The sequence below is a fragment of the Mesorhizobium prunaredense genome, assembly GCF_900156895.1.
GTDB classification, from domain to species: Bacteria; Pseudomonadota; Alphaproteobacteria; order Rhizobiales; family Rhizobiaceae; genus Mesorhizobium; species Mesorhizobium prunaredense.
Map to the genome: position 1 here is coordinate 21,976 of NZ_FTPD01000015.1, position 20,777 is coordinate 42,752.

Consider the following 20,777-nt stretch of genomic DNA (forward strand, 5'->3'; position numbering starts at 1 on the left):
ACTCAACAGTACACACCGGCCGCGCAGCGCCGTACCGTGCGCCGCGCCACCCCGGCGACACTGACCGGCGTCAGGGGACGCCCGACCCTGGCCTCGGCGCTGGAGACAAGGCTGCTAAAGCCGGGAAGCGCTAGCTGCTGCGAGGCTTCAAGCCCGAACAGTCCAACGGCTCCGGCGAGCACGACGATTCTCAGTTTTCTCGACACGGTCATTTGGCGGCTCCTGGCGAAAGATGTGTGGGCAGTTCATCGAAGTCGACAAGTTCCTTCAGATCGACCTTCTTGGCACCGTCCGGCGCCTTGAAGGCGAAATCGTCCGCGGCAACATCAGCACCGGTTTTCCAGTCGCTGATCTGAATGCTGTATTGCGGACCCTGGTCGACTGCGTTGGACGTGATGACATAACGGCAGGGATAGGGATGCTCACCCTGCGCGATCCATATCTGCCAATCGACTTCCTTTTTCCGAAACGCCAGATGATCGCACTCCGTGCCGCCGATCACGCCGCTGCCGAGATCCTTGACGTCGGTGACGTCGCGCATCAACTCGTCGTAGACGTTCGACAGCAGAAGATCGGCGCCGGGGATTGGCCTCTTGTATTTGTTCCGCAGCTCGTCGACCAGATGATCGAGTGTGCCGGGGATATCGACCTGCGTATAGAGATTGGCGTCCTTGCCCAGCAGCGTCAGCGTCTTGCCGTCAAAGACCATTTCGACATTGGCAAACCCGCCGTGGCGGCTGCCGCGGAACTTGTCGGGCCGGCTGAGATCCATCATGCCCGAACTCGCCAGCAGCAGCTTCTGGTGATCCTTGGTGACGATCTCGAGATTGGTGTCGTATCCGAATGATATGTTCGTCTGCGCGGCCAGATAATCCGACATCGCCTTGAGCATGCTCTTGGCCGCAGCCTCGTCGGCCCTTGCGGGCGCTCCCAGGCCAATCGCCAGAACCAGCGCCACAACAGGTGCCGCAAAGCTTCCGGCCAATGCTTGACCTATAAAAGATCGTCTGTTGGTTTTCATGCCAGTCACCTTCCGGCTTGTTGCGCCCAGGTGACATTGCGGCATTGCCGCTCCGTGCGGAACGTAACTAACTGTATCCTACTCGAAGAATTACGGTCAGTCTGCGATGGTGAGGCCGGCTTTTCTCAGCGAGCCAATCAAGAAGTCGACGTCTTGCGAGCGGGCTTATCCTTGCCGCGCGATTCAGCGCCGAGGCGGAGACCGCCGCCGCCCAGAGTCGCGCGCGTCGACGATCGCCATGGCAGCGAAATCGAGATTGTCGAGGATGTCGCTGAAATCGGCGTCGATATCAACAACGGGAAGCCCAAGCGAGCTCGTCTTCCCCGATAGACCCGCGGCCCAGAAATAGGGTGTGACGGAAAAGGTCCAGCCGTCGTTTTACCGTCGGCTCAACGGCCGGCACTGTAGCGGATATGACATCGGCGGCGCGAACCGGAACGTGAGCATGGCGCTGCAAGCGAAATAACGATTTGAAGCAACCCGATTTTCAATCCATCGATATTGTCCGCAGGCAACTAGAACGCTTTTTTCTCAGTCGGCCACGACCTGCCAGGTGTCGTCCGGATTGAAGCGGTCGATATGTTTTACGATCGCCTCAGTAGCCGGCCCGAGATCGGCCTCGTAGACGACGCCGTGCTGGTTGACGGCGAAGGTTTTTGCGCCTGTCTCGCCATATTTGGCCGGCCAGGCGATGAGGCCAAAGCCGGCGATCATGTTGCCGTTGATGACGTAGTCGTAAGCGCCGCCGGCGATCTGGTCGCCCTGGCCGGTCAGGATCTTGTACTTGTAGCCGAAATAGCCTTCGCCCTTGGCCGCGTCCTCAAGTTCGGCCTGATCGATATTGGCGCCAGCCGGGCTCTCACCGTTGATGTCGTCTGTCGGCCAGTAGAGTCCGTCGGTCGCGCCTTCCGAGCTGATCAGCTTCTGCGCGAACTCCTCCACGCCATCCTCGTCGCGGTCCTGCGACGCATAGTCCTCCTGCGCATCGACATAGGCGCGCATCGTCTCGATCGCGGTGAGCTCGTTCTCGCCGACATACCGGTTCACGATCTCTTCGAGCCCGGCATAGGTGTCGAAAGCCCACTTGCTGTCCTTGCCCTTGACGATCGGAAACGGCAGCGGCCACAGCTTGTCGCCGATCTGCAGCGTGCGGCGGTCGCCCTCGCCATCGAGGACAAGCTGCTTGTCCACACCCTCCTTGATCGCCGCGAGCGTCTCGTCCGAGTTCTCGTCAGCTTTCAGCTTTTCCGCATCGAGGCCGAGAAGGGCCGCAACCGCACCGTTGCCGGCGTCGTTGAGGGCCTGCTTGAATGCTTCGACCGCTGCCTCCGGCGTGTCGAAGACGGGCGGCTCGGCAGCGGCCGCAAAGGCGGTGATCTCCGGCGCCTCCGGCGCATCTTGTGCGGCGGCTGGCTGCGAGACAGCGATGCCCACTGCAAGCGCCAAGGCGCCGACAGAGTGGAGAAGGATTGTATGAAAAACTCCCGTGTGACGGGGGGTGCTGAATAACTGTGTCATGATCCTGTCCTCCCGTTCCGTTAACGCTGGCGTCCGCCACCGGAGCGCTTGATCTGCTTGTGGCCGCCACCACGGCTGCCGCCACCCATTGATTGATGGCCGCGGTTGGAGCTGACCTTGGTCGCCTTGCCGCGATCGACGTTACCAAGCCCCGACGGTTTGTTCGGCCGGTTGTCGACCTTGGCCGCCGGTTTCGGCTTGCCAGCCGGACGGTTCACTTTGGCCGGTTTCGCCGCCGGGCGATTGGCGGTAGGCCTGCCCGCAGGTTTCTGGATGTTGGCGGGCTTGGCGGGGCGGGTGACGTTGGCGGGCTTCGCCTTCAGCCCGTCCAGCGTGCTCTTGCGCACGTCTCTCGTTCCCGCCGTCTTGCCCGGCGCCCTGTTGGCGAGGCTGTCGTTCTTCTTGATGTCGCGGGCGCGGTCGCGGATGGCATTGTCGCCATTCTTCTCGATCCTGTTCTTGATGTTATTCTGGTCGAACTTGTTCAACTGATCGCGGTCGATCTTGATCTTGCTGCGATCGACATTCTTCCAGTCGACGTCGTTGATGTTGATATTGCCGTTGAAGTCGCGGTTGTTGAAACAGTTGTTGCAGTCGATATCGATGTCGTTGCCGTTCCAGCGGCCGCCCCACACGCCCCAGTCGTCCCAGTCGACGGCGGCGGCCCAAATGGCGCCCGTCACCGCCCCGGCGAAAAAGGTCGCTCCCGGATACCAATAATAGGGGTAAGGATCGGGATAATAGCGGATCGGTTCCCACACGTAATCCGGCTCATAAAACATCTGCGGGGGATATTGCGGGACGTAGATCACCTCGGGGCTCGCCGACTTGATGACGAAATTGTCGTTCTCCTTGACCACCTGGATCTTGTCGTCGGTCTTGATGACGCCCTTGGCAACCGCCTCGTCGCGCAGCTGCTGGATGGCAACCAGCACGTCCTTCTGCTGGTAGGCGATGGCATCGCCGAGCGTCTGCGTCCATTCGAGGTCGTCGCTCATCATCTTGACGATGTCCGGATAGTTGAGCAGCGACACCACGGAGCCGTCCCAGCTCTCCTTCGGCTTCAAACTCTTGTCCTTCTCGTACCGGTCGAGGAAGCGCCCCGCCTCGACGATCTCCAGCGGATAAAGCGCTGCCGCAGTGATCACTGCGATCAGCTCGTCCGGATAGAGCGCAATCCGCGCAACCAAGACCTCCATCTCGTCGGCGCTCAGCGGCTCCGGCGAAGTCGTGGCATCACCCGAAGCTTCAGCCGCCGCGACCTGTTCTTGTGCAAGGACAGGGTGCGCCGAACCAAACCCGGCAAGCAGCAGCGCCAGCGCCGCAACGCCCGCCTTCAACATGTCATTGCCCATCATGCTTCTATCCTCCCTGTTTGTCGTCGTCCCGCAGCCTGAAACGATGCGCCAATAGGCCCGGCAGCACCAGCGACTCTACGTAATTTACGTCGTACGCCCCGCAGTGAATGCGAGGTGGCCCGCCGTTGGCGGTAAAGCGAAGAACTGCACCTTGCCAGTCACTACTCCGGATCCCGGGCTCGACATTCCGGGGAAAGGGTTTTTCGAAGTACGCATTGCAGCCTGCTTCAAGGGCCTCGCCCGGTTCGGCCTTGAGGCTGTTGTTGCGGCCATCGTGCCCTCCATCCCCTGAGCCGATGGCATACGGGCTGCCGACGTCGCGTGCAGGGCAGCGATAGTCGGACTGGCGAACTGTTCAGCTACGTAGATCTTCGGCAAACGATCGAGGCGCCCACTATCGTCGGTTCTTGTCAGCATGAAATATCGACTCCCGGATTGTGCGTACTTTCTTATGCTCTCAGAAAACCGAACTACGGCAAAAGGGTCCCTATCTCCGCATCGAAGGGCAATCCGGCCATGCCCGCTTTCCACCGTTGCCGACCTTACATGGTCAGGTTGCATCGTCCTCAGGGCGATTGCTGCCGTTCCAACTACAGTTGCCCACGTAAGTTACACCCCCGCGACTTGCCCAATGGAGTATCGGTTGCCTTACTCTGTGCCAGCAACGGTTGGTTAGCACGCACGGCTGCGGAGCCCCAGGTCAAGCAGTTGAATTTAATTTCTGCATAGCATGGCAAGAACCGGGCGTTCGGTGACACCCGACATTATTTCGCACCGATATGGAGGGGCAATGGATATTCGATCTGCTACTCGGGTTCTCAAAGTTACAGCCTTGTTGTTTCCGGCGTTGTTGTTCAGCGGCGCGGCGTCTGCCCAGGACGACACGCAGGAACTCGCCAAGAAGCTGTCGAACCCGATCGCCTCGTTGATCAGCGTGCCGTTCCAGTTCAACTACGACAGCGGCTACGGCCCGAACGACGGCGAGAAAGCCTATGTCAACATCCAGCCGGTCATCCCCGTCTCGCTGAATGCCGACTGGAACATGATCTCGCGCACGATCCTGCCGGTGATCTGGCAAAATGACATAGCCGGCCCGTCGGGCGAGCAGTCTGGTCTCGGCGACATAACCCAGAGCCTGTTCTTCTCGCCGTCCCAACCGACCGAGTCCGGCATCGTCTGGGGCGTCGGCCCGGTGTTTTTGGTTCCTACCGCGACCGACGACCTGCTCGGCGGCGGCAAATGGGGCGCAGGCCCGACCGCCGTTGTGCTGAAGCAGAGCCACGGATGGACGGTCGGCGCATTGGCGAACCACGTCTGGTCGTTCGCGGGCGACAGCGATCGCGGCGACATCAGTTCGACGTTCCTGCAGCCCTTCGTCTCCTACACGACCAAGGACGCCTGGACGTTCACGCTGAACACCGAGAGCACCTACAACTGGGAGGCGGAGGAATGGTCCGTTCCGGTCAATTTCCAGGTCGCGAAGCTCGTCGTCGTCGACAAGCAGCCGATCAGCCTCTTCGCCGGCGTCCGCTACTGGGCTGAAAGCCCCGACAGCGGCTCGGACGGGTGGGGTTTTCGCACCGGAATTACACTTCTGTTCCCGAAGAAATGAGAAGACCGGCGCCGCCTGCCGGCGCGAAATTTATGAAACGCACGAATTCGATCGAACGATAAAGGAGTACAACAAGTGTTGACGAAGCGAGATTTACTTCGCTCCGCGGCGGCGATCGCCGCCGGCGCCGCGATTGCGAGGCCAAGCCTGGTGATGGCGCAGAGCTACCCCGGCATCATCGAGGCCAAGAACATCGCCGAGGAAGGCTTCATCTATGGCCTGCCGCTCGTGATGAACTATGCGGTAATGCACGAGTTCGCCGTCGATCCGAAGTCCAGCCAGTTCAAGGCGCCGTTCAACAAGATCGACAACATGCACCACGTCGCGACCTACGAAGACACGGCGATCGTCACGCCGAACAGCGACACGCCATACTCCATACTGTGGCTGGATCTGCGCGCCGAGCCGATGGTGATCTCCGTGCCGGCGGTGGAGAAGGAGCGCTATTATTCGGTGCAGTTGATTGACGGTAATACCTACAACTTTGGCTATATCGGCACGCGCGCCACGGGGAGCGATCCGGGCGACTATCTTGTGGTCGGACCCGACTGGAAAGGCGAGAAGCCCACCGGCATCAACCAGGTCTTTTCCTCGACCACCCCGTTCGTGTTCGCCAACTTTCGAACCCAGCTCATCAACGTCGAAGATTTGCCGAACGTGGAAAGGGTGCAGGCCGGCTACAACGTGCAGCCGCTGTCGGCCTTCCTCAAGCAACCTGCGCCTCCTGCCGCGCCGAAGATCGACTTCCTGCCGGCCACGACGCAGGGCATCAAAGACAATTTCTTCGACTATCTCGATGCCGCCCTCGAGTTCGTGCCGCCCACGGAAGAGGACGAGGCCATTCGTGCCAAGCTCGCACGTATTGGTGTGGGCCCGGGTAAATCATTCGATTTCAAGGACCTTCCGATTGCTCACAAGCTGGAAATCGGCCTTGGCATGAAAGATGGCGATGAGAAGGTCGCCAAGTTTGCGGCCAGCGGAGTGAAAAACATCAACGGCTGGAGCGTCGGTTCGTTCTTTGGCGACCGCACCTTTTACAAGGGAGACTGGCTGAAGCGCGCCGCCGCCGCCAAGGCGGGTCTTTACGGAAACGATGCCGTGGAAGCCATGTATCCCTTTACCCGCACGAATGCGACAGGCGAAACACTCGACGCCAGCAAGCACAACTACACCATCACCTTTCCCGCCGGGCAACTCCCGCCGGTGAACTCCTTCTGGTCGGTGACGATGTATGACGGCAAGAGCCAGCTCCTGATCAAGAACCCGATCAACCGCTACCTCATCAACTCGCCGATGTTGCCGGATACGAAGAAGAACGAGGATGGCTCGCACACCCTTTATATCCAGAAAGACAGCCCCGGCGCGGACAAGGAAGCAAATTGGCTGCCTGCGCCCAATGACACAATCTATCTCGTGATGCGCCTGTACTGGCCGAAGAGCGAGGCGCCTTCGATCCTGCCGGCCGGCGAAGGGACGTGGCAGCCCCCGGCGGCGGTGGCGCAATAGTGATTCCGACCATGAATTATCCCGACATGCTGATGCGTGGGCGTCGGATGTCGATGAGGAGAGAGCAAATGATACGCACGACGAGACTGCTTTGCGCCACCGCCGCGGTGGTACTGATGGGCTTGGGCACTGCGGCCGCCGAAGCGCCCAAGATGAAGATGACGACGCCGATACCGGATTCGATCATCACGCCGGAGAGTTTGGACACCAGGCTTGGCAAGCTGAACTTTTTCGACGGCTTCCCCGATGACGCCACTTCGGAGAAGCTTTACGACAACCTCGACTTCATGCGCGGTGTCGACGCCTTCCTCAACGCCATGCCCGGCGCATCGGTTGAAGCCCTGCGAGTGGGACTGGCAAGTCAGGGCGCCGACAACAACCAGACCATTCTGATCTTCGAAAACCTCATGGACTCGCATTCGTTGTACCTGACCGGCAATACCGAAAGCATCTACAATCTGATGTGGCTGGACACCAAAGCCGGTCCACTGGTCATCGAGACGCCGCCCAATATCCTGGGCATGATCGACAATCACTGGTTCCAATATGTCGGCGATGTCGGCAATGCCGGTCCGGACAAGGGCAAGGGTGGAAAATACCTGCTCTTGCCGCCGGGCTACGAGGGCGAGGTCCCCGAAGGTTATTTCGTATTGCGGACGTCGACCTACGGAAACCTGTTCTTCTGGCGTGGCTTCCTCGAAAATGGCAGCACCGCAACTGCGGTCGAAAACACCAGGAAATTCGCCAAGGTGTATCCTCTTTCGGACGTCGGCAATCCGCCGCCAATGAAAATCATCAATACGTCTGGCAAGGAGTACAACACCATTCATGCCAATGATTTCCATTTCTACGAGGAAGTGAACAACATCGTCCAGTACGAGCCGGATGAGACCTATCACCCGGAAGTGCTGGGACAGCTCGCCGCCATCGGCATTGTAAAAGGCAAACCCTTCGCACCCGACGAGCGGATGAAGAAGATCCTCACTGAAGCCGTGGCCGTCGGCAATGCGACGGCGCGCACCATTACCTTCAAGACCCGTATGAAGGACGCCTATTATTATCCGGACAGTGCCTGGTTCACCGGCTTTGTCGGCGGGAGCTACGAGTTTCTTCTGCAGCCCGGCGTTCGCTATCTGGATGCCCGTGTCCTGTTCCATTACTATGCGACGGGCATCACGCCGGCCATGGCGATAAAGCGCGTCGGCATCGGTTCGCAATACGCCGGCGCCACCACCGATAAGGACGGCAAGCCGTTCGATGGCGGCAAGTCCTATAAGATCCACCTGCCGCCAAACATTCCGGCAAAGGAATTCTGGTCGTTCGTCGTGTATGACAATCAGACGCGTTCGATGCTGCAGACGGACCAGCAATTCCCCAGCATCGGCAGCGACAAGAAAAACATTGTGATCAACGCCGACTCCTCGGTCGATGTCTGGTTCGGCCCGACAGCGCCGGAAGGCCACGAGGCCAACTGGATCCAGACAGTTCCCGGCAAGGGCTGGAACGTTCTTCTTCGCCTCTATGGCCCGCTGGAATCATGGTTCGACAAGACCTGGAAGCCGGGCGAGATCGAACTGGTGCAATAGGGGAAAACAGTCGATCGAGCGGATGGTTCTCCATCCGCTCGCTCGATCTTCAGGCGAATGCTCAATGACTGCGGTAAGTGATTGCCGCTCAAAGCATCCAGTTCAGCCACTGGAAGACCGGTGCTGATGTTCCCGCGGGCGGCCGCTCACGCCGTTCAGCGTGGCTGGCGTAGCGCGGCGCACGGTACGGCGCTGCGCGGTTGGTATGTACTATTGCTAAGCAGAAGCGCGGGTGGGCGGAGTTCTGGCGTGCGCTCGCCTCGCCCTTGCGGAACGACTGCAATTCTGCCCGTAGCATACAGTTAGTTACGTTCCGTCGGGTCAAGTAATGGGCCAACGTTCATTGGGAACGCGCCAACCGGTGCCGTGAACTGGCGACTGCGGTGGGGCGAAGTTTTTGAACGACATCAGCCAAGGGATGGAGTGACGCATGGCCAATAGACTGAGCGTTTTTAGCGGGACGGTCCTGATTGCCGTTCTTGTCCAAACCGGGGTCGGGCAGACGCAAACCATCAGCTATGCCGACGCCGCAACATTGCTTGCCAAGGAGTGCGGCGCCGACGTCAAGAAATTCTGCAAAGGCCTCAATCTCGGCAATGGGCGAATCCAGAACTGCCTTGCGCAGCATCAGGCGAAGGTCTCACCGGCCTGCACCTCGACCATGGTCGGCGTGACCGCCTCGATCCAGCAACGGCTTGCGGCGCAGGCAAGCGTCGACAAGATATGTGCGCGTGACGCAGCCCGGGCGTGCAGAGGCGTGGTGCCGGGCAAGGCGCACATTCTTGGATGTCTCCTGAAGGCGACGCGTATCGTCGGCGCGAAATGCAGTCAGGCCATCACCGATGCCGGATGGCGGTGACCCATGTTGAGACCGGGAGAAAAGAAAATGTCTATTCGTCGATTTCGCAATAGCTTGGCGCTGACCGTTCTACTGGCCGCTGCCGGCGACGCCGGGGCTCAGCAGTTGAGTGAACATCAACTCGTCAACACCTTAGGACAGGTTGCCGAAGCCGCATCAGCCGTCGACGTGGCGATGCTTGCGCAAGAATTGGCTGCCAATCCGGGCAAGGGAATTGCCAGTCTGCCCCACTGGAGCCGGCTGGCAACCCTCCCGCAGTTCTTTGTCGAGATCAACTTCGAGAATAACTCCGTCGCAATCGAACCCGGGTCTTATAGGACGCTTGGCTTGATCGCCGACGCGCTCCACCATCCGCTGCTGCTCCGCTACAAATTTCTTGTCGTTGGGCACACCAATGCCACAGGCGATGCCAAGCACAACCTTGACCTCAGCGCACGGCGCGCTGAAGCCATTGCGGAAGCTCTGGGGACGACCTTTTCGGTGGCACCGAATCGCTTGTTCTCAATCGGAGTGGGATCAGAGATGCCGGTCGACCCCGCCAATCCGAAGGCAGCGGACAACCGTCGGGTTCAATTGCTCAATATTGGGTTGGTCAAGTAGCTCCGCTGGGGATCGGGAGGTGCCGTGCAGCTACTCTCGTTCATACTGGGCGTTGGCGTCCAGTGTAGTGACATCAGGTCCGCCGAAGGCGGCTAACATCTGAGGAGATTTGTCATGACATTCAATCACGCCGCACGTCTGATGCTCTTTGTCGGAGGCCTGGGGTTGGCAACCACCGGAGCCGTCGCCCAGGATACAACCAAGAAGCCGCATGTCCCGCTGGAGAAGACCATCGGCGCGGCTACTCCGACCGGTCCGATCCCGTCCCTTGCGGTCCTCAATTCGCAGGGCGCCACGCTCGAAGGCGGCAAGCTTGTCCTGACGGGCGTTTCGAAAACCTCGATCGTCTTTGCAGATCGTCCCGTGCGCGCCGCAGGTCATGTTGCGACCGAGCAATTCATTATGCAGTGGGGTGAGGGCAAGGATAACTTTGCGATTGACCCCCCGAACGCGACCATCTCTGTTCTTGGGGGCGACGGCTCGGAGGTGAACGACGCCGTCGTTACGCTCAAAGCTCCGAAACTTGAGGGAAACACACTGACGTTCGACGTTGCCGTTCTGGAAGGCAGTCTCAACAGCGCGAGCGGTCCGGCAGCTCTCTTCATTGATGCGTTCGCGGTTCGTGGACCGCGCGGCGGTGGATTCGCCCATGTGGGCGGCTACGGCGGCGTCTATCACGGCGGCGGCGCTTACTGGCATGCCCCTGTCTATCACGGCGCTTGGTATGGTGCTGGCGCTGTCGCGGGAGCCGCAGTTGCCGGGGCCGCTGTTGGCGCTGCCATCGGTGCCGCCGCCGCCCCATACGCATATCCGCCCTACTGTTGATATTACCCTTATCCGCCGTGCTATTGAGGGCGAGCGCCGTCGTCTCGCAATCCGATGCAGCCGAACCGGCGCCCAACCCCGCCGACATGGCATCCGTCTGGTTCGTCTCGCGGGTTGCCGGATTCATCGAATTACGGAGAATGCAAGTTCTGGTTCGACACACGCAAAGGTCCAGGTGATGGCGCCCGCTAATTCAGACCGACGACATGCAACCAAACTCCAATCGCGGACAGGAGGCGGAGTCTGATGCAGCCGGCTAGCACTCCCGATTGTGCTGGCCGCACTGGCAACTACGGCCAAATCCCCACGAGAGTGCTTCCTTCAAGCAATCGATTAGGCTAGAAAGACAACTCGATGGACGAAGGGTCAGCTCCCAAGCCGGTTTTGGAAATTGTTTTCGGCACGTTGATAATGATTGTCATTATTTTCGTCCACGGCGCGGGAATTCGGACAATCAATCAGCGCTTCAGCGAGTCTTGGGTTCAGGTGAATGACACCACGGCATATTGGCGCCTCAACCTGTTGCTCGCCGTCACGATAGGGTCTCTGGCAGCCTTGCATTTCGCCGAAACGCTCCTCTGGGCCATCCCTATATTTTTGGCCGGATTAATCCCGTCAATGCGTGACAGCTACTACTACGTCCTGGAGAGCTATACGACGCTCGGCGAGGGCAGCATTAGTTTGCCTGATCGATGGCGTTTGGTCGGACCGATCATAGCGATGTCGGGGTTGTTCACATTCGGTTGGACGGGGAGCGTCCTGGTAAGCATCATGACCGATTTCGGCAAACTCGACAAAGTGCGGGCCAAGGATTTGAGGGATCGCGGGCCTCCTGAAGGGACTGACCCAGAACCATGACTACAGGTCCGTATGCGGCATTGTCTCCCTTCCCGAGACGACGACAAACGGGTTCCACCACTGAACGGATCGATGTTCGGCAGGCGCAAGGGGACGTAGTATGCTAAGATTTTCAGTGAGGAGCGCACCCCGAGCAGACGCGGTGTCGACAACCCATGTAATCCCGCTTTTGATCGCCTTAGCTATGGTGGTTGTGACTTCTGACGCGATGGCCGACAGCAGTTCCATCGGTGTATCGCTTACGTCTGATCGCGATCAGCAAAACCTGGGCGAACCGCAGAGCACCCAATTTGAAGTCAGTGCCTCACACACCTTCGATACCGGAGTCATTTTGGGTGCCTCGGCCCAATATTCCAATGAGGCCTTTAGCGACTCGGCAACCGCCAACCTCGAAGCCACGGTAGGCTACCGTCTTCGCTTCAACGACTTCCTCTCGGTGATCGGCAGTGTGGGAATTGGCGATCGTTTGCAGGTATCCGGCGATGGCGGTGACATTGCCTACTACGTGCTGCGCGCAGCAGCGGACCTGAAGCTCAGTGAGAAAGTAACCTGGAATGCGGTTGCCTTTCGATACCGTGATGCGTTCGAATCCAGTGACGACTATTTGACGCCGCAACTTGCGACCGGCGTTACCTTCAAGATGGATGATCACAATTCGATATCGAGCAAGGTCCAATACAATTGGAAGGATTGGCATCCCGACACCGTCGGCTTCGCTCTCGGATACTCGCGCTCTTTCTAGAGCGCACACGTGCCAGCTCAAACTGCTTCTGCGTGCCCCCTCCATCCGCTATCGAAGAGACGTCGATTGCTGACTTCGTGGGCCTGCCGCGCTTAATTCTCCGAGTAGAATACAGTTAGTTACGTTCCGCCACGTCAATTTATCCGCCAAAGTTCACGGGAGGTGAAGCAAACCTTCGGTGGGAATGCGGCAAAGGATCGCAAAATGACCAACAGGACGGAGCCCCCTACTGGCGGCTTCCGATCTCGCTGCGGGCGACATAAACACCCCCTCGTCGGGCTTGCGGTTACACACTTTAGCCGTCTGCTATTGAGCTGATCGAAGACCGTTGCGCATCGAAGGATGGAATTGTTCATGCCGCGTCGAACCAAAACACGGACTGCCACCACGGTCGTATTAGGTCTGGCCATCACCTATTTGCTCCTCGCCTATTTCGTCGTGCCGGAAATCTGGGTGTTTCGAGATGCCTCACGGATATCGGACTTCGGCAGCATGCTCACGCATACCGAGCAGGATATCCCGGGCGATCCGATCAACGTCGGGCTCGTCGGAACAAAGGAAGAGGTCATTCGTGCATTCGTGGCAGCCGACTGGGACCCCGCCGACCCCATCACGCTCCGTTCTTCCATCGATATCGGTCTCAGCGTCGTGCTCCGTCGACCCGATCTGGATGCCCCTGTCAGTGCCTTGCTTTTTGAGGGGCGGAAGCAAGACCTGGCTTTCGAAAAACCGGTCGGAGACAGCGCGGACCAGCGCAACCATGTCCGTTTCTGGCTGACCAAGAAATTGGGCAGCGATGGCCGTCCACTTTGGCTGGGTTCGGCCAGTTTCGATCGCGGCGTCGGACTTAGCCATGACACCGGCCAAATCACCCACCACATTGGCCCCGATGTCGACGCGGAACGCGATCTGGTCATCAGCGACCTGACGGCAGCCGGACAGCTTTCCTCCAGTTACGAGATCCCTGGAATCGGCGCCACCAAGGACGGCCGCAACGGCGGTGGGGATCCTTATTATACGGACGGGAAGGCTCTCGTTGGTATGCTAAAAGGACGTTCCCCTATTTAGCCCCCTGAGCGCCCGCGCTCACGCTGAGCGTTCGTGTCTTATCCGCCGTAAATCGCAGCCGCGATCGCACGACGCTGTGGCTGCAGAGGCAGCGCAAATCAGACCTACGACATCGGCGCGGTCGTTGCGCTCTGGGCCGACAAGTTTGGTGCGCTCTGATCCGCGCGGGGCAAAGGACCGGACAGAAAAGCTTGAATTCTTCGACGGACGGGCGCTGATAGCGAGACAGCGGCCGACGAGCGACCGCCGGAACCGGCTTCCGAGGCGCTTAGGGGGAGAAATCGTGGACACGACGGCGGAAACGGACGTTACTTCGTTGATTTCGGGCTTCGAACAGCTCGCCGAGCGTTTCGTCTCCGGACTGTTCGCGCGGTTTGCCGCTTTGAGCGACGTCCCCGTCGAAATTGAAAACCTGAGGGCCTCGCTTGCGGCCGGGGGAACATCTCTCCTTGCGCTCCTGTTCGAGATTGTGCTGGTTGTTGCGCTCGTCGCGGGCGTGTTCATCCTGCTCGCCCGGCGGGTCAAGAAGGCGAGTGCCACAAGCAGTGCATGGCGCAGATTCTTCGCGGGCGTCGCGGCTACTGTGGTGGCGCTGGTGATCGGTTTCATTGCTGCGCGACTGCTGGCCGGTTCTGGCGTGCCTTTGCAAACCCTTCGCCTTTGGGCGGTGGCGACCGTGCTCGGCTTCATCATCCTCGCCGCCGTCAGATCACTCTTGATGGCATCGCGGCGAACCGAGTTCGCAGAGCGCTCCGTCCATCTGGCGGCGCTCGTGCACGACCTCTCGCTTGCTATTGGCTTGGCGATGATCGGCGTTACGCTGTTCGCGACGTTGCGGCTCTGGAGCGTCGGGCCGGCCTTGGGGGATCTGCTGCGAACAGGCTTGGGAATTCCGATCTACCTTCTGTTTGCATTGGCGGTATGGCGGCACAGACGCACAATGGCTGCCGCCGTCGCCGGCCCGCGCCCCAGAAGCCGCTGGCGCACCCGTCTCGCCAAAATGTGGCCGGCAATCGTGATCGCGTTCCTGATAATCACCTTTCTCAGCGCTCAGGCCGCGCTGACCCTGGGAGCATCGCTTCGTGGGTCGGCCGTTCTGCTGACCGCGTTGATGTTTCTTGCCGCGCCGCATCTCGACGCAATGATCGGGAACTGGGCGCAGCGCGGATTGGAGTCTCCTGACATCTCGATCTTTGCAGCGGCAGGGCGACAGACCGCCCGCTTCACCGTCGTGGCTATCATGATTGCCATGCTGGGAACGCTATGGGCGACACCGCTGGCTGCCGGGTTCGGCATAGATCTGCGAGAGGTCGCCAAGGGCGCATCCGGTTTGGCGCTGATCATCTTGGGGGCGGCGTTTCTGTGGAACGTGGTCGGCACGGGGACGACTCGCGCCTTGCGCGCGGAGTTGCCCGCCGCAGGTGGTGACGAGGAGGCGCTGGGTGCGCCGCGTTCACGACTGGGCACGCTGGTGCCGCTGCTCAGCGCGGTCGGCAAATCGAGCATTGTGGCCTTGGCGCTGCTCTCGATCCTGGTGTCGATCGGGGTCAATGTCTGGCCGCTGATCGCCGGCTTGAGCGTGTTCGGACTGGCCATCGGCTTCGGCTCGCAGACGCTGGTGAAGGACCTGGTCTCCGGGCTGTTTTTCCTGATCGACGATGCATTCCGCTTCGGCGAATACATCGAAACGTCAGGCGCCAAGGGGACCGTAGAAAAAATCTCGGTCCGGTCGGTTTCCCTGCGCCATCAGCGCGGTGCCTTGGCGACAATTCCCTATGGCGAGATTGGCAAGATCCAGAATTTCAGCCGCGACTGGATGATCGAGAAACTGACCTTTCGCGTTGCATTCAACACCGATGTCGAGAAAGTCCGCAAGATTTTCAAGAAGATCGGCCAGGATATTTCGGCCGACCCGGAACTTGCTGGAGATCTGCTCGAGCCGTTCAAGAGCCAGGGAATTGCCGAGGTTGAGGACGGCACGCTGGTCATCCGGGCCAAATTCAAGGCGAAAGCGGGCAGACACTTCATGATCCGCCGCGCCGCTTTGATCGCCGTGCACCAGGCATTTCAGGAACACGGCATTAAGGCCGTCCCAAAGCCACTGACATCTAATCCCGGAGCAGCCTGAGCATTCCGGATAGTCACGGCTAAGACGTGCTGATGTATGCTGATCACGTCGCGCGTGTCTGGACCTAACTGAGGTAGCCCGTGGATGCTGTATGCGCGGGGGGCGAGGCCAGTCTGCCGACAGTGGGCCTTTGACCTACCAGGACCGCTGAGGATTTCTGACGCCTGCAGGGCATCGACAGTTTTGGGGAATACGCGATCGTTCTGAGGATAAAGTTGACGACGAAGCCCGGGACCCAATTCGGCATCAAGCGGCGCGCATACATGATGATCAAGGCGGCATTCGCGGAAAACGGTATCAAGATGGCGGTTCCCACCGTTCACGTCGAGAGTGGCGGGGAGACTGCGGCCGCTGCTCATCAGGCAACCCAAACCCTGAAAAAGAGCAAGGCCCCCTTGGAGGCGGTGGGGGACACGCCATAGAGCTGCGCGGTCCTGTCCACGTCACCCGAACTCGGGGTACCGGACATCATGCCGTCGTTGCGGGCGTTCTGACGAACATAGTCGCATGGCAAGACATTAGGCGGCGTGTTCGTATGCGTGCCAAACCGCCATTTGTCGATGCGTCCAGGACTGAACGGTCCGCAGTGCCAGTATTAGCCCGTAGGTTACAGTTATTTACGTTCCCTAACGTGAGCCGATCGGCCAAGGTCACTCATAGCGCGCCATATCGCCTCGCCCCGCAAGAGGACAGCAGCCTCTGGAGCAATCGAATAGGGCGCCCATAGCCGGAAACAATTTAGCCTGCACACAAGGGGAATATCAATGCGAACATTCATGACACTCATCGCGGCAACGTCAGTAGCACTTTCGTCTGCGATGGCAGCCTACGCACAAGATCAAAATCCCCTTCCCAAGGCCAGCGATGTGCTTGTCCGATACGGGGACGACGTCGAGGGCTGGACCGTCTATGCAAATCAAACCCGCGGAGATTGTTTGATCGTGCACTCAGATGGCCCAAATTCAGTGCAAATGGGCGTTACCGCAAATCACGAGGTCGGGTATCTTGGCGTGTTCACGAAGGAGGATATCGGCCTTCAGAACGGGAACAAGTCGGAAATCTTCGTCTCCATCGGCGGCCGTCTCTACGAGGGTGTGGCCACCAGCACGAGCGGCGAACTCAAGGGCGGATATTCTGGCGGCTACATTTTGACAGACGACCCGAATTTCAAGCGCGACGTAGCGAAGCAATACGAAATGATCGTGTTTCCGGAAACCGAGGGGACCTTTGTCGTCGATCTGAAGGGGACTTTCAAGGCAATGGCAATGGGCCGCAAGTGCCTCACGCAGTGACCCGCTCTGACCACTCATTTGCCTTTCATGGTCCGGAACGGGAGGTTGGCGTTTGAAACAGAATTGGCAATTCTGTTCCACCCGACCCCTAATCGGGCACCGGGCGCGGTGTATTTCTTGGGTGGCGCGGAGCACCATGGTCCGCGGTCGCGGCAAGCGTCCTACTTGACTTAGTCGCGGACTTTTTCAGCGATATCGACCCGATCCAGGCGTTCGCCGCTCCGCGTTGAATGTCGCGCGTGAGGCCGGTTTGCGTTGGTGAGGTCTGGATGGCGGCAATCTCAAAGCTGGTACGGCTCGCTGGGGATGGCCCGTTCATCAATGGTACCCGCGTCCTGGCCGACATGGGGCGCGCGTACAGGCTTCGCTATGCCGAAGAAAATGACCACGCCCAGGGATCAAGAGTGCTCCTGGGCGGGCTATACCATGTAGGCTACCGTTATTTACGTTCCCTGCAGCGCACAGGTGCCGCAACGTAAGGCTGCATCCATAAGGAGGAGGAACGGCCATGAAATTCTCAAGACGCACTCGACTGTTGATATTTCTTGCGGCATCCAGTTTTCTCGCCGGCACGTTTGGGGCCACTGCCCAAACGGCCATCCCGCCGAGTTTGGTCACCCCCGACAAGGTTGAAACACCCCTTGGCGCGCTCGACTTCAAGGACGGCGTACCCAGCGAAGCGACTGCGCAAAAACTCTACGACAACCTCGACTTCACCTACGCCTATCGAGCCTTCATGGACAATCTGCGTGGCGTCAGCATCCAGGGCTTCCGCAAGGGTCTGGAAAGCGTTGGCGTCAAGGACAACGAGGTCATCGTTTTCGAAGAATTGATGGATGCCAAGTCGCTCTTCCTGACCGCGAATGCCGACACGATCTACGTGATGGGCACCCTCGATCTCAGCAAGGGACCAGTGGTGCTGGAGACGCCGCCCAAGTTTCTCGGCGCCGTGCAGGATGCTTGGTTCCGCTGGGTCATCGACCTCGGCGGGCCTGGGCCTGACCGCGGGGAAGGCGGCAAATATCTGATCGTCGGGCCGGATTACACTGGGCCACTGCCGCAAGGCGGTTTCTTTGTCGCGCACGCCCGCACCAATTCAATCGTGTGGTTCGGCCGGTCGTTCCTGGAAAATAACGATCCCAAGCCGGCGGTCGAAGTAATCAAGAAGTTCACCAAGGTCTATCCTTACGAAGTCGGCGGTGTCGGCACTCCCGTCGCCGACTTCCTGGCCGGCAAGACCAAGCTCGGCAAGATCGCCCCGCCCCCGCCGACCGTGTTCCACAACGGAAGCGGCAAGGTGATGAACACCCTTCCGCCGAATGATTGGAGCTTCTACGAAATGCTCAACGAGGTCGTGCAGTACGAGCCGGCCACCTCGCTCGACCCGGAGCTGATGGGCCCGATCGCGGCGATCGGCATCGTCAAGGGCAAGCCGTTTGCACCCGACGAGCGCACGAAAAAGATCATGACCGACGCGCTGGCGCTGGCGAACGCTACCTCGCGCACCCTCTTCATGAGTTCGCGCGATCCGAGCTGGTTCTATTATCCGGACTCGTCCTGGATGAATTACTTGTTCCAGACCGGTTACGAGTTCGAGACGCCGATCCCTGAAATAACGCCCGAGGGTGTCAAGCCCTATCCAGCCACCGGCTACAGGACGATGGACGCGCGCACCAATTTCTTCTACGGCATCACTGGCATCACGCCCGGCATGGCTATGCGCCTGACCGGCATCGGGTCGCAGTATCTGTTTGCCTTCGCGGATGCCGAAAAGAACCACTTCGACGGCGCCAAGACCTACAAGGTGACGTTGCCGAAGGACATTCCGGAAGCGAATTTCTGGTCGTTCACGCTCTACGACAACATGACCCGCTCGATGCTCGACACGCCGCAAGGCTACCCGCGCGCCGGCAGCCAGAGCTTCCCCTCGCCTGCAGCCGAGGCAGCGGCGGACGGCTCCACGACCATCTACTTCGGCCCGACCCAGCCCGACGGCGTCGCGCGCGGCAACTGGATCCAGACCGACCCGAAGAAAGGCTGGTTTACGCTCCTGCGCCTCTACAGCCCGCTTGAGCCGTTCTTCAGCAAGGAATGGCGACCGAGCGAGATCGAACTGGTGCAGTGACGGCCGCTGGCTGTTGAAAGATCGTGTCCCCTAACCCTGCACGGGAGTGTACGCACATGAACCCGACCAAACGCTTGGCTATGTTCGCACTGTTGTTCGGTTGGCTGGCGCTGCCGGTATCCGTAACGGTTGCCGGTGCGCAGACTGTCGAAACGGGCATCGTCGAGCTGAAGGACTCCAAGATCGAGTACTTCAGCCGGGGAGAAGGCGAGCCGATCGTTCTCCTACCCGGCGGAACCCTCAAGGTGGGCTACCTGGATGGCCTGGCCGATGCCCTTGCCAAGGCCGGCCACCGGGTGGTCGGCATCAACTTCCGGGGCTCGGGCAACAGCATCGGCCCAAGCGAGGCCGTCACGCTCCAGACGATGGCGGACGATGTCGCCGGAGTGATCAAGGCCCTCAACCTTGGTCCGGTAAACGTGGCTGGAAACGACTTCGGCAATCGCGTTGCGCGTATGTTCGCCGCGTCTCATCCTGAGCTGACGCGCAGTGTCATTTTGTTGGCCGCAGGCGGCAAGGTGCAGCCGGCGCTGGCGCCAACGGTCCGCGCAAGGCCTACCGAAGCTCGGAAGTGTCCAGTATGGGCGCTTAGCGGAAGTTTCGGGGGCCGATCTGAAAGCGTCGTTTAGTTAGCCGCAATGTCACCCGGATGAACGCGCCCGCCAGTAATCTTATGAGCGCTGAGGGAAAAGGTCCGGTCACGGAAAAATGGCAGGCAACGCTGCCCGCCATCTCCGACTTCCGGCTGCGTTTACTGGTGGCCAACCATCGTGCAGAAGGCGCCATGGTTCTGGTCATCAGCGGCTATGCCGCCGCATTCCTGCTTTATCGTGGCGCGATCCTCGTCTTTCAACCCCGTCCAAGAGGCCTTGAAGTCGGCTTCCGATTTTAAGGTCTTCATGTCGGCAGCGGTGTAGAAGGGCGCCATTTTCGTCGGCTCGTCGAGGGCGCCGCCGTGGTCGGCAAGTGCGGCGCCGGTCAACATCGAAAGCGCCATCGCGCCCGTGCAAAGCATCTTGAGGTTCATGATCATTTCTCCTGGTTGCTTTTAACTTCGTCCAAGCAGCGATCCATGCAGGAACGCGTCACCTTGGCCGATTGCTTTGCTTTAGGGAACGTAACTAACTGTATCCTACAGGTGGAATTGCAGGCGGGACAAAGACAGTCAGCCTTGATGGCAGTCAGTTCGATGTCCGTGAGATCTTCGAGGCCTCAATCTGCAAGGCGTGTACGATCTTGTTGGGACTACGATCCGGTCAAGCACCGATCCATGCAGGAGCGCGCCGCCAGGGGCGGGTTTACTTAGCTTCGGTCACTTGAGCTGCTTGATCTGGAATCAGAACCACCCGGTAGGTCACGCCCTCGCACTTGAGCAGGTAGACAGTGTGATTGGGGGCGGACTCCGCTTCGATACGCTCAGCCGAGCTTGGATTGTCGCAAGGAAAGCCCTGGCTTCGCACCTGGTCGCCAACGATCCCTACGTCAGCGCTCTGGTCTTGGGCTGTGGCGGTCGCAATAGAACCTCCGAGACCAACCGATAAGAGAACGCGTGTGGCGAGGGATCGAATCCACAACGATCTTGGACGGCTATTCATTGCGCTCTCCTTGGCACGCGGCACGCAGTTTCCGAAGCGCCGCTGCTCCCTGCCCCCAAACTGTTTCAAAAGGCGGCGAAAGCC

Annotated in this window: 19 protein-coding genes; 14 read left to right on the top strand and 5 right to left on the bottom strand. The window is 59.6% G+C overall.

Going from position 1 to position 20,777, the window contains the following annotated elements; translation table 11 throughout:
* Positions 1-2 precede the first annotated feature (2 nt).
* From BQ8794_RS13005 to BQ8794_RS13020, 4 genes are all read right to left on the bottom strand, one after another.
* Positions 3-212, bottom strand: a complete 210-nt coding sequence (locus tag BQ8794_RS13005; RefSeq protein ID WP_077377871.1) for a hypothetical protein — start codon at positions 210-212, stop codon at positions 3-5.
* Positions 209-1,021: a DUF2092 domain-containing protein gene (locus BQ8794_RS13010; protein ID WP_077377874.1), complete on the bottom strand. Its 813-nt coding sequence runs from the start codon at positions 1,019-1,021 to the stop codon at positions 209-211. The genes BQ8794_RS13005 and BQ8794_RS13010 overlap by 4 nt, the downstream gene beginning before the upstream one ends.
* A gap of 531 nt (positions 1,022-1,552) precedes the next feature.
* Complete coding sequence (locus tag BQ8794_RS13015; protein ID WP_077377877.1) at positions 1,553-2,539, bottom strand: DUF2950 domain-containing protein; 987 nt, start codon at positions 2,537-2,539, stop codon at positions 1,553-1,555.
* Between the two features lie 20 nt (positions 2,540-2,559).
* Entirely contained in the window at positions 2,560-3,882 is a 1,323-nt protein-coding gene (locus BQ8794_RS13020; protein ID WP_077378356.1) for a DUF3300 domain-containing protein, read from the bottom strand.
* An 805-nt stretch (positions 3,883-4,687) separates the two neighbouring features.
* Between BQ8794_RS13020 and BQ8794_RS13030 the strand changes: the two genes are divergently transcribed.
* The 14 genes from BQ8794_RS13030 to BQ8794_RS13100 all read left to right on the top strand — a co-directional run bounded on the left by BQ8794_RS13030 (position 4,688) and on the right by BQ8794_RS13100 (position 19,727).
* Positions 4,688-5,509 carry a hypothetical protein gene (locus tag BQ8794_RS13030; RefSeq protein ID WP_077377883.1) on the top strand — a complete coding sequence of 274 codons (822 nt, stop codon included), beginning with the start codon at positions 4,688-4,690 and terminating at the stop codon, positions 5,507-5,509.
* Positions 5,510-5,584: 75 nt separating this feature from the next.
* The gene (locus tag BQ8794_RS13035; protein WP_077377886.1) at positions 5,585-7,015 is read left to right on the top strand and encodes a DUF1254 domain-containing protein; all 1,431 of its coding nucleotides are present in this window, start codon (positions 5,585-5,587) and stop codon (positions 7,013-7,015) included.
* A gap of 68 nt (positions 7,016-7,083) precedes the next feature.
* Positions 7,084-8,601, top strand: a complete 1,518-nt coding sequence (locus BQ8794_RS13040) for a DUF1254 domain-containing protein (protein WP_077377889.1) — start codon at positions 7,084-7,086, stop codon at positions 8,599-8,601.
* 430 nt (positions 8,602-9,031) lie between these two features.
* Positions 9,032-9,460: a hypothetical protein gene (locus BQ8794_RS13045; RefSeq protein WP_077377892.1), complete on the top strand. Its 429-nt coding sequence runs from the start codon at positions 9,032-9,034 to the stop codon at positions 9,458-9,460.
* A 27-nt stretch (positions 9,461-9,487) separates the two neighbouring features.
* The gene (locus tag BQ8794_RS13050) at positions 9,488-10,060 is read left to right on the top strand and encodes an OmpA family protein (protein ID WP_077378357.1); all 573 of its coding nucleotides are present in this window, start codon (positions 9,488-9,490) and stop codon (positions 10,058-10,060) included.
* Between the two features lie 114 nt (positions 10,061-10,174).
* On the top strand, positions 10,175-10,885 hold the full coding sequence (locus BQ8794_RS13055; RefSeq protein ID WP_077377895.1) for a hypothetical protein: 711 nt from the start codon (positions 10,175-10,177) through the stop codon (positions 10,883-10,885).
* A gap of 354 nt (positions 10,886-11,239) precedes the next feature.
* A complete protein-coding gene (locus BQ8794_RS13060; RefSeq protein ID WP_174654430.1) occupies positions 11,240-11,743 on the top strand; it encodes an ion channel in 504 nt (167 codons plus the stop codon).
* 142 nt (positions 11,744-11,885) lie between these two features.
* Complete coding sequence (locus BQ8794_RS13065) at positions 11,886-12,485, top strand: outer membrane beta-barrel protein (RefSeq protein ID WP_167378728.1); 600 nt, start codon at positions 11,886-11,888, stop codon at positions 12,483-12,485.
* A 354-nt stretch (positions 12,486-12,839) separates the two neighbouring features.
* Complete coding sequence (locus BQ8794_RS13070) at positions 12,840-13,553, top strand: LssY C-terminal domain-containing protein (RefSeq protein ID WP_077378359.1); 714 nt, start codon at positions 12,840-12,842, stop codon at positions 13,551-13,553.
* A gap of 283 nt (positions 13,554-13,836) precedes the next feature.
* Positions 13,837-15,681 carry a mechanosensitive ion channel family protein gene (locus BQ8794_RS13075; protein WP_244554933.1) on the top strand — a complete coding sequence of 615 codons (1,845 nt, stop codon included), beginning with the start codon at positions 13,837-13,839 and terminating at the stop codon, positions 15,679-15,681.
* 215 nt (positions 15,682-15,896) lie between these two features.
* Positions 15,897-16,103, top strand: a complete 207-nt coding sequence (locus BQ8794_RS13080; protein WP_077377901.1) for a mechanosensitive ion channel family protein — start codon at positions 15,897-15,899, stop codon at positions 16,101-16,103.
* A gap of 342 nt (positions 16,104-16,445) precedes the next feature.
* Positions 16,446-16,973 carry a hypothetical protein gene (locus tag BQ8794_RS13085; RefSeq protein WP_077377904.1) on the top strand — a complete coding sequence of 176 codons (528 nt, stop codon included), beginning with the start codon at positions 16,446-16,448 and terminating at the stop codon, positions 16,971-16,973.
* A 508-nt stretch (positions 16,974-17,481) separates the two neighbouring features.
* Positions 17,482-19,098 (top strand): DUF1254 domain-containing protein, encoded by a 1,617-nt coding sequence (locus BQ8794_RS13095; RefSeq protein WP_077377910.1) that lies wholly within the window; start codon positions 17,482-17,484, stop codon positions 19,096-19,098.
* Between the two features lie 56 nt (positions 19,099-19,154).
* Positions 19,155-19,727, top strand: coding sequence for an alpha/beta fold hydrolase (locus BQ8794_RS13100; protein WP_077377913.1), 573 nt, complete (start codon positions 19,155-19,157; stop codon positions 19,725-19,727).
* Between the two features lie 122 nt (positions 19,728-19,849).
* On the opposite strand, the gene BQ8794_RS13105 is transcribed toward BQ8794_RS13100, so the two are convergent.
* On the bottom strand, positions 19,850-20,125 hold the full coding sequence (locus tag BQ8794_RS13105) for a hypothetical protein (RefSeq protein ID WP_077378361.1): 276 nt from the start codon (positions 20,123-20,125) through the stop codon (positions 19,850-19,852).
* Positions 20,126-20,777 lie beyond the last annotated feature (652 nt).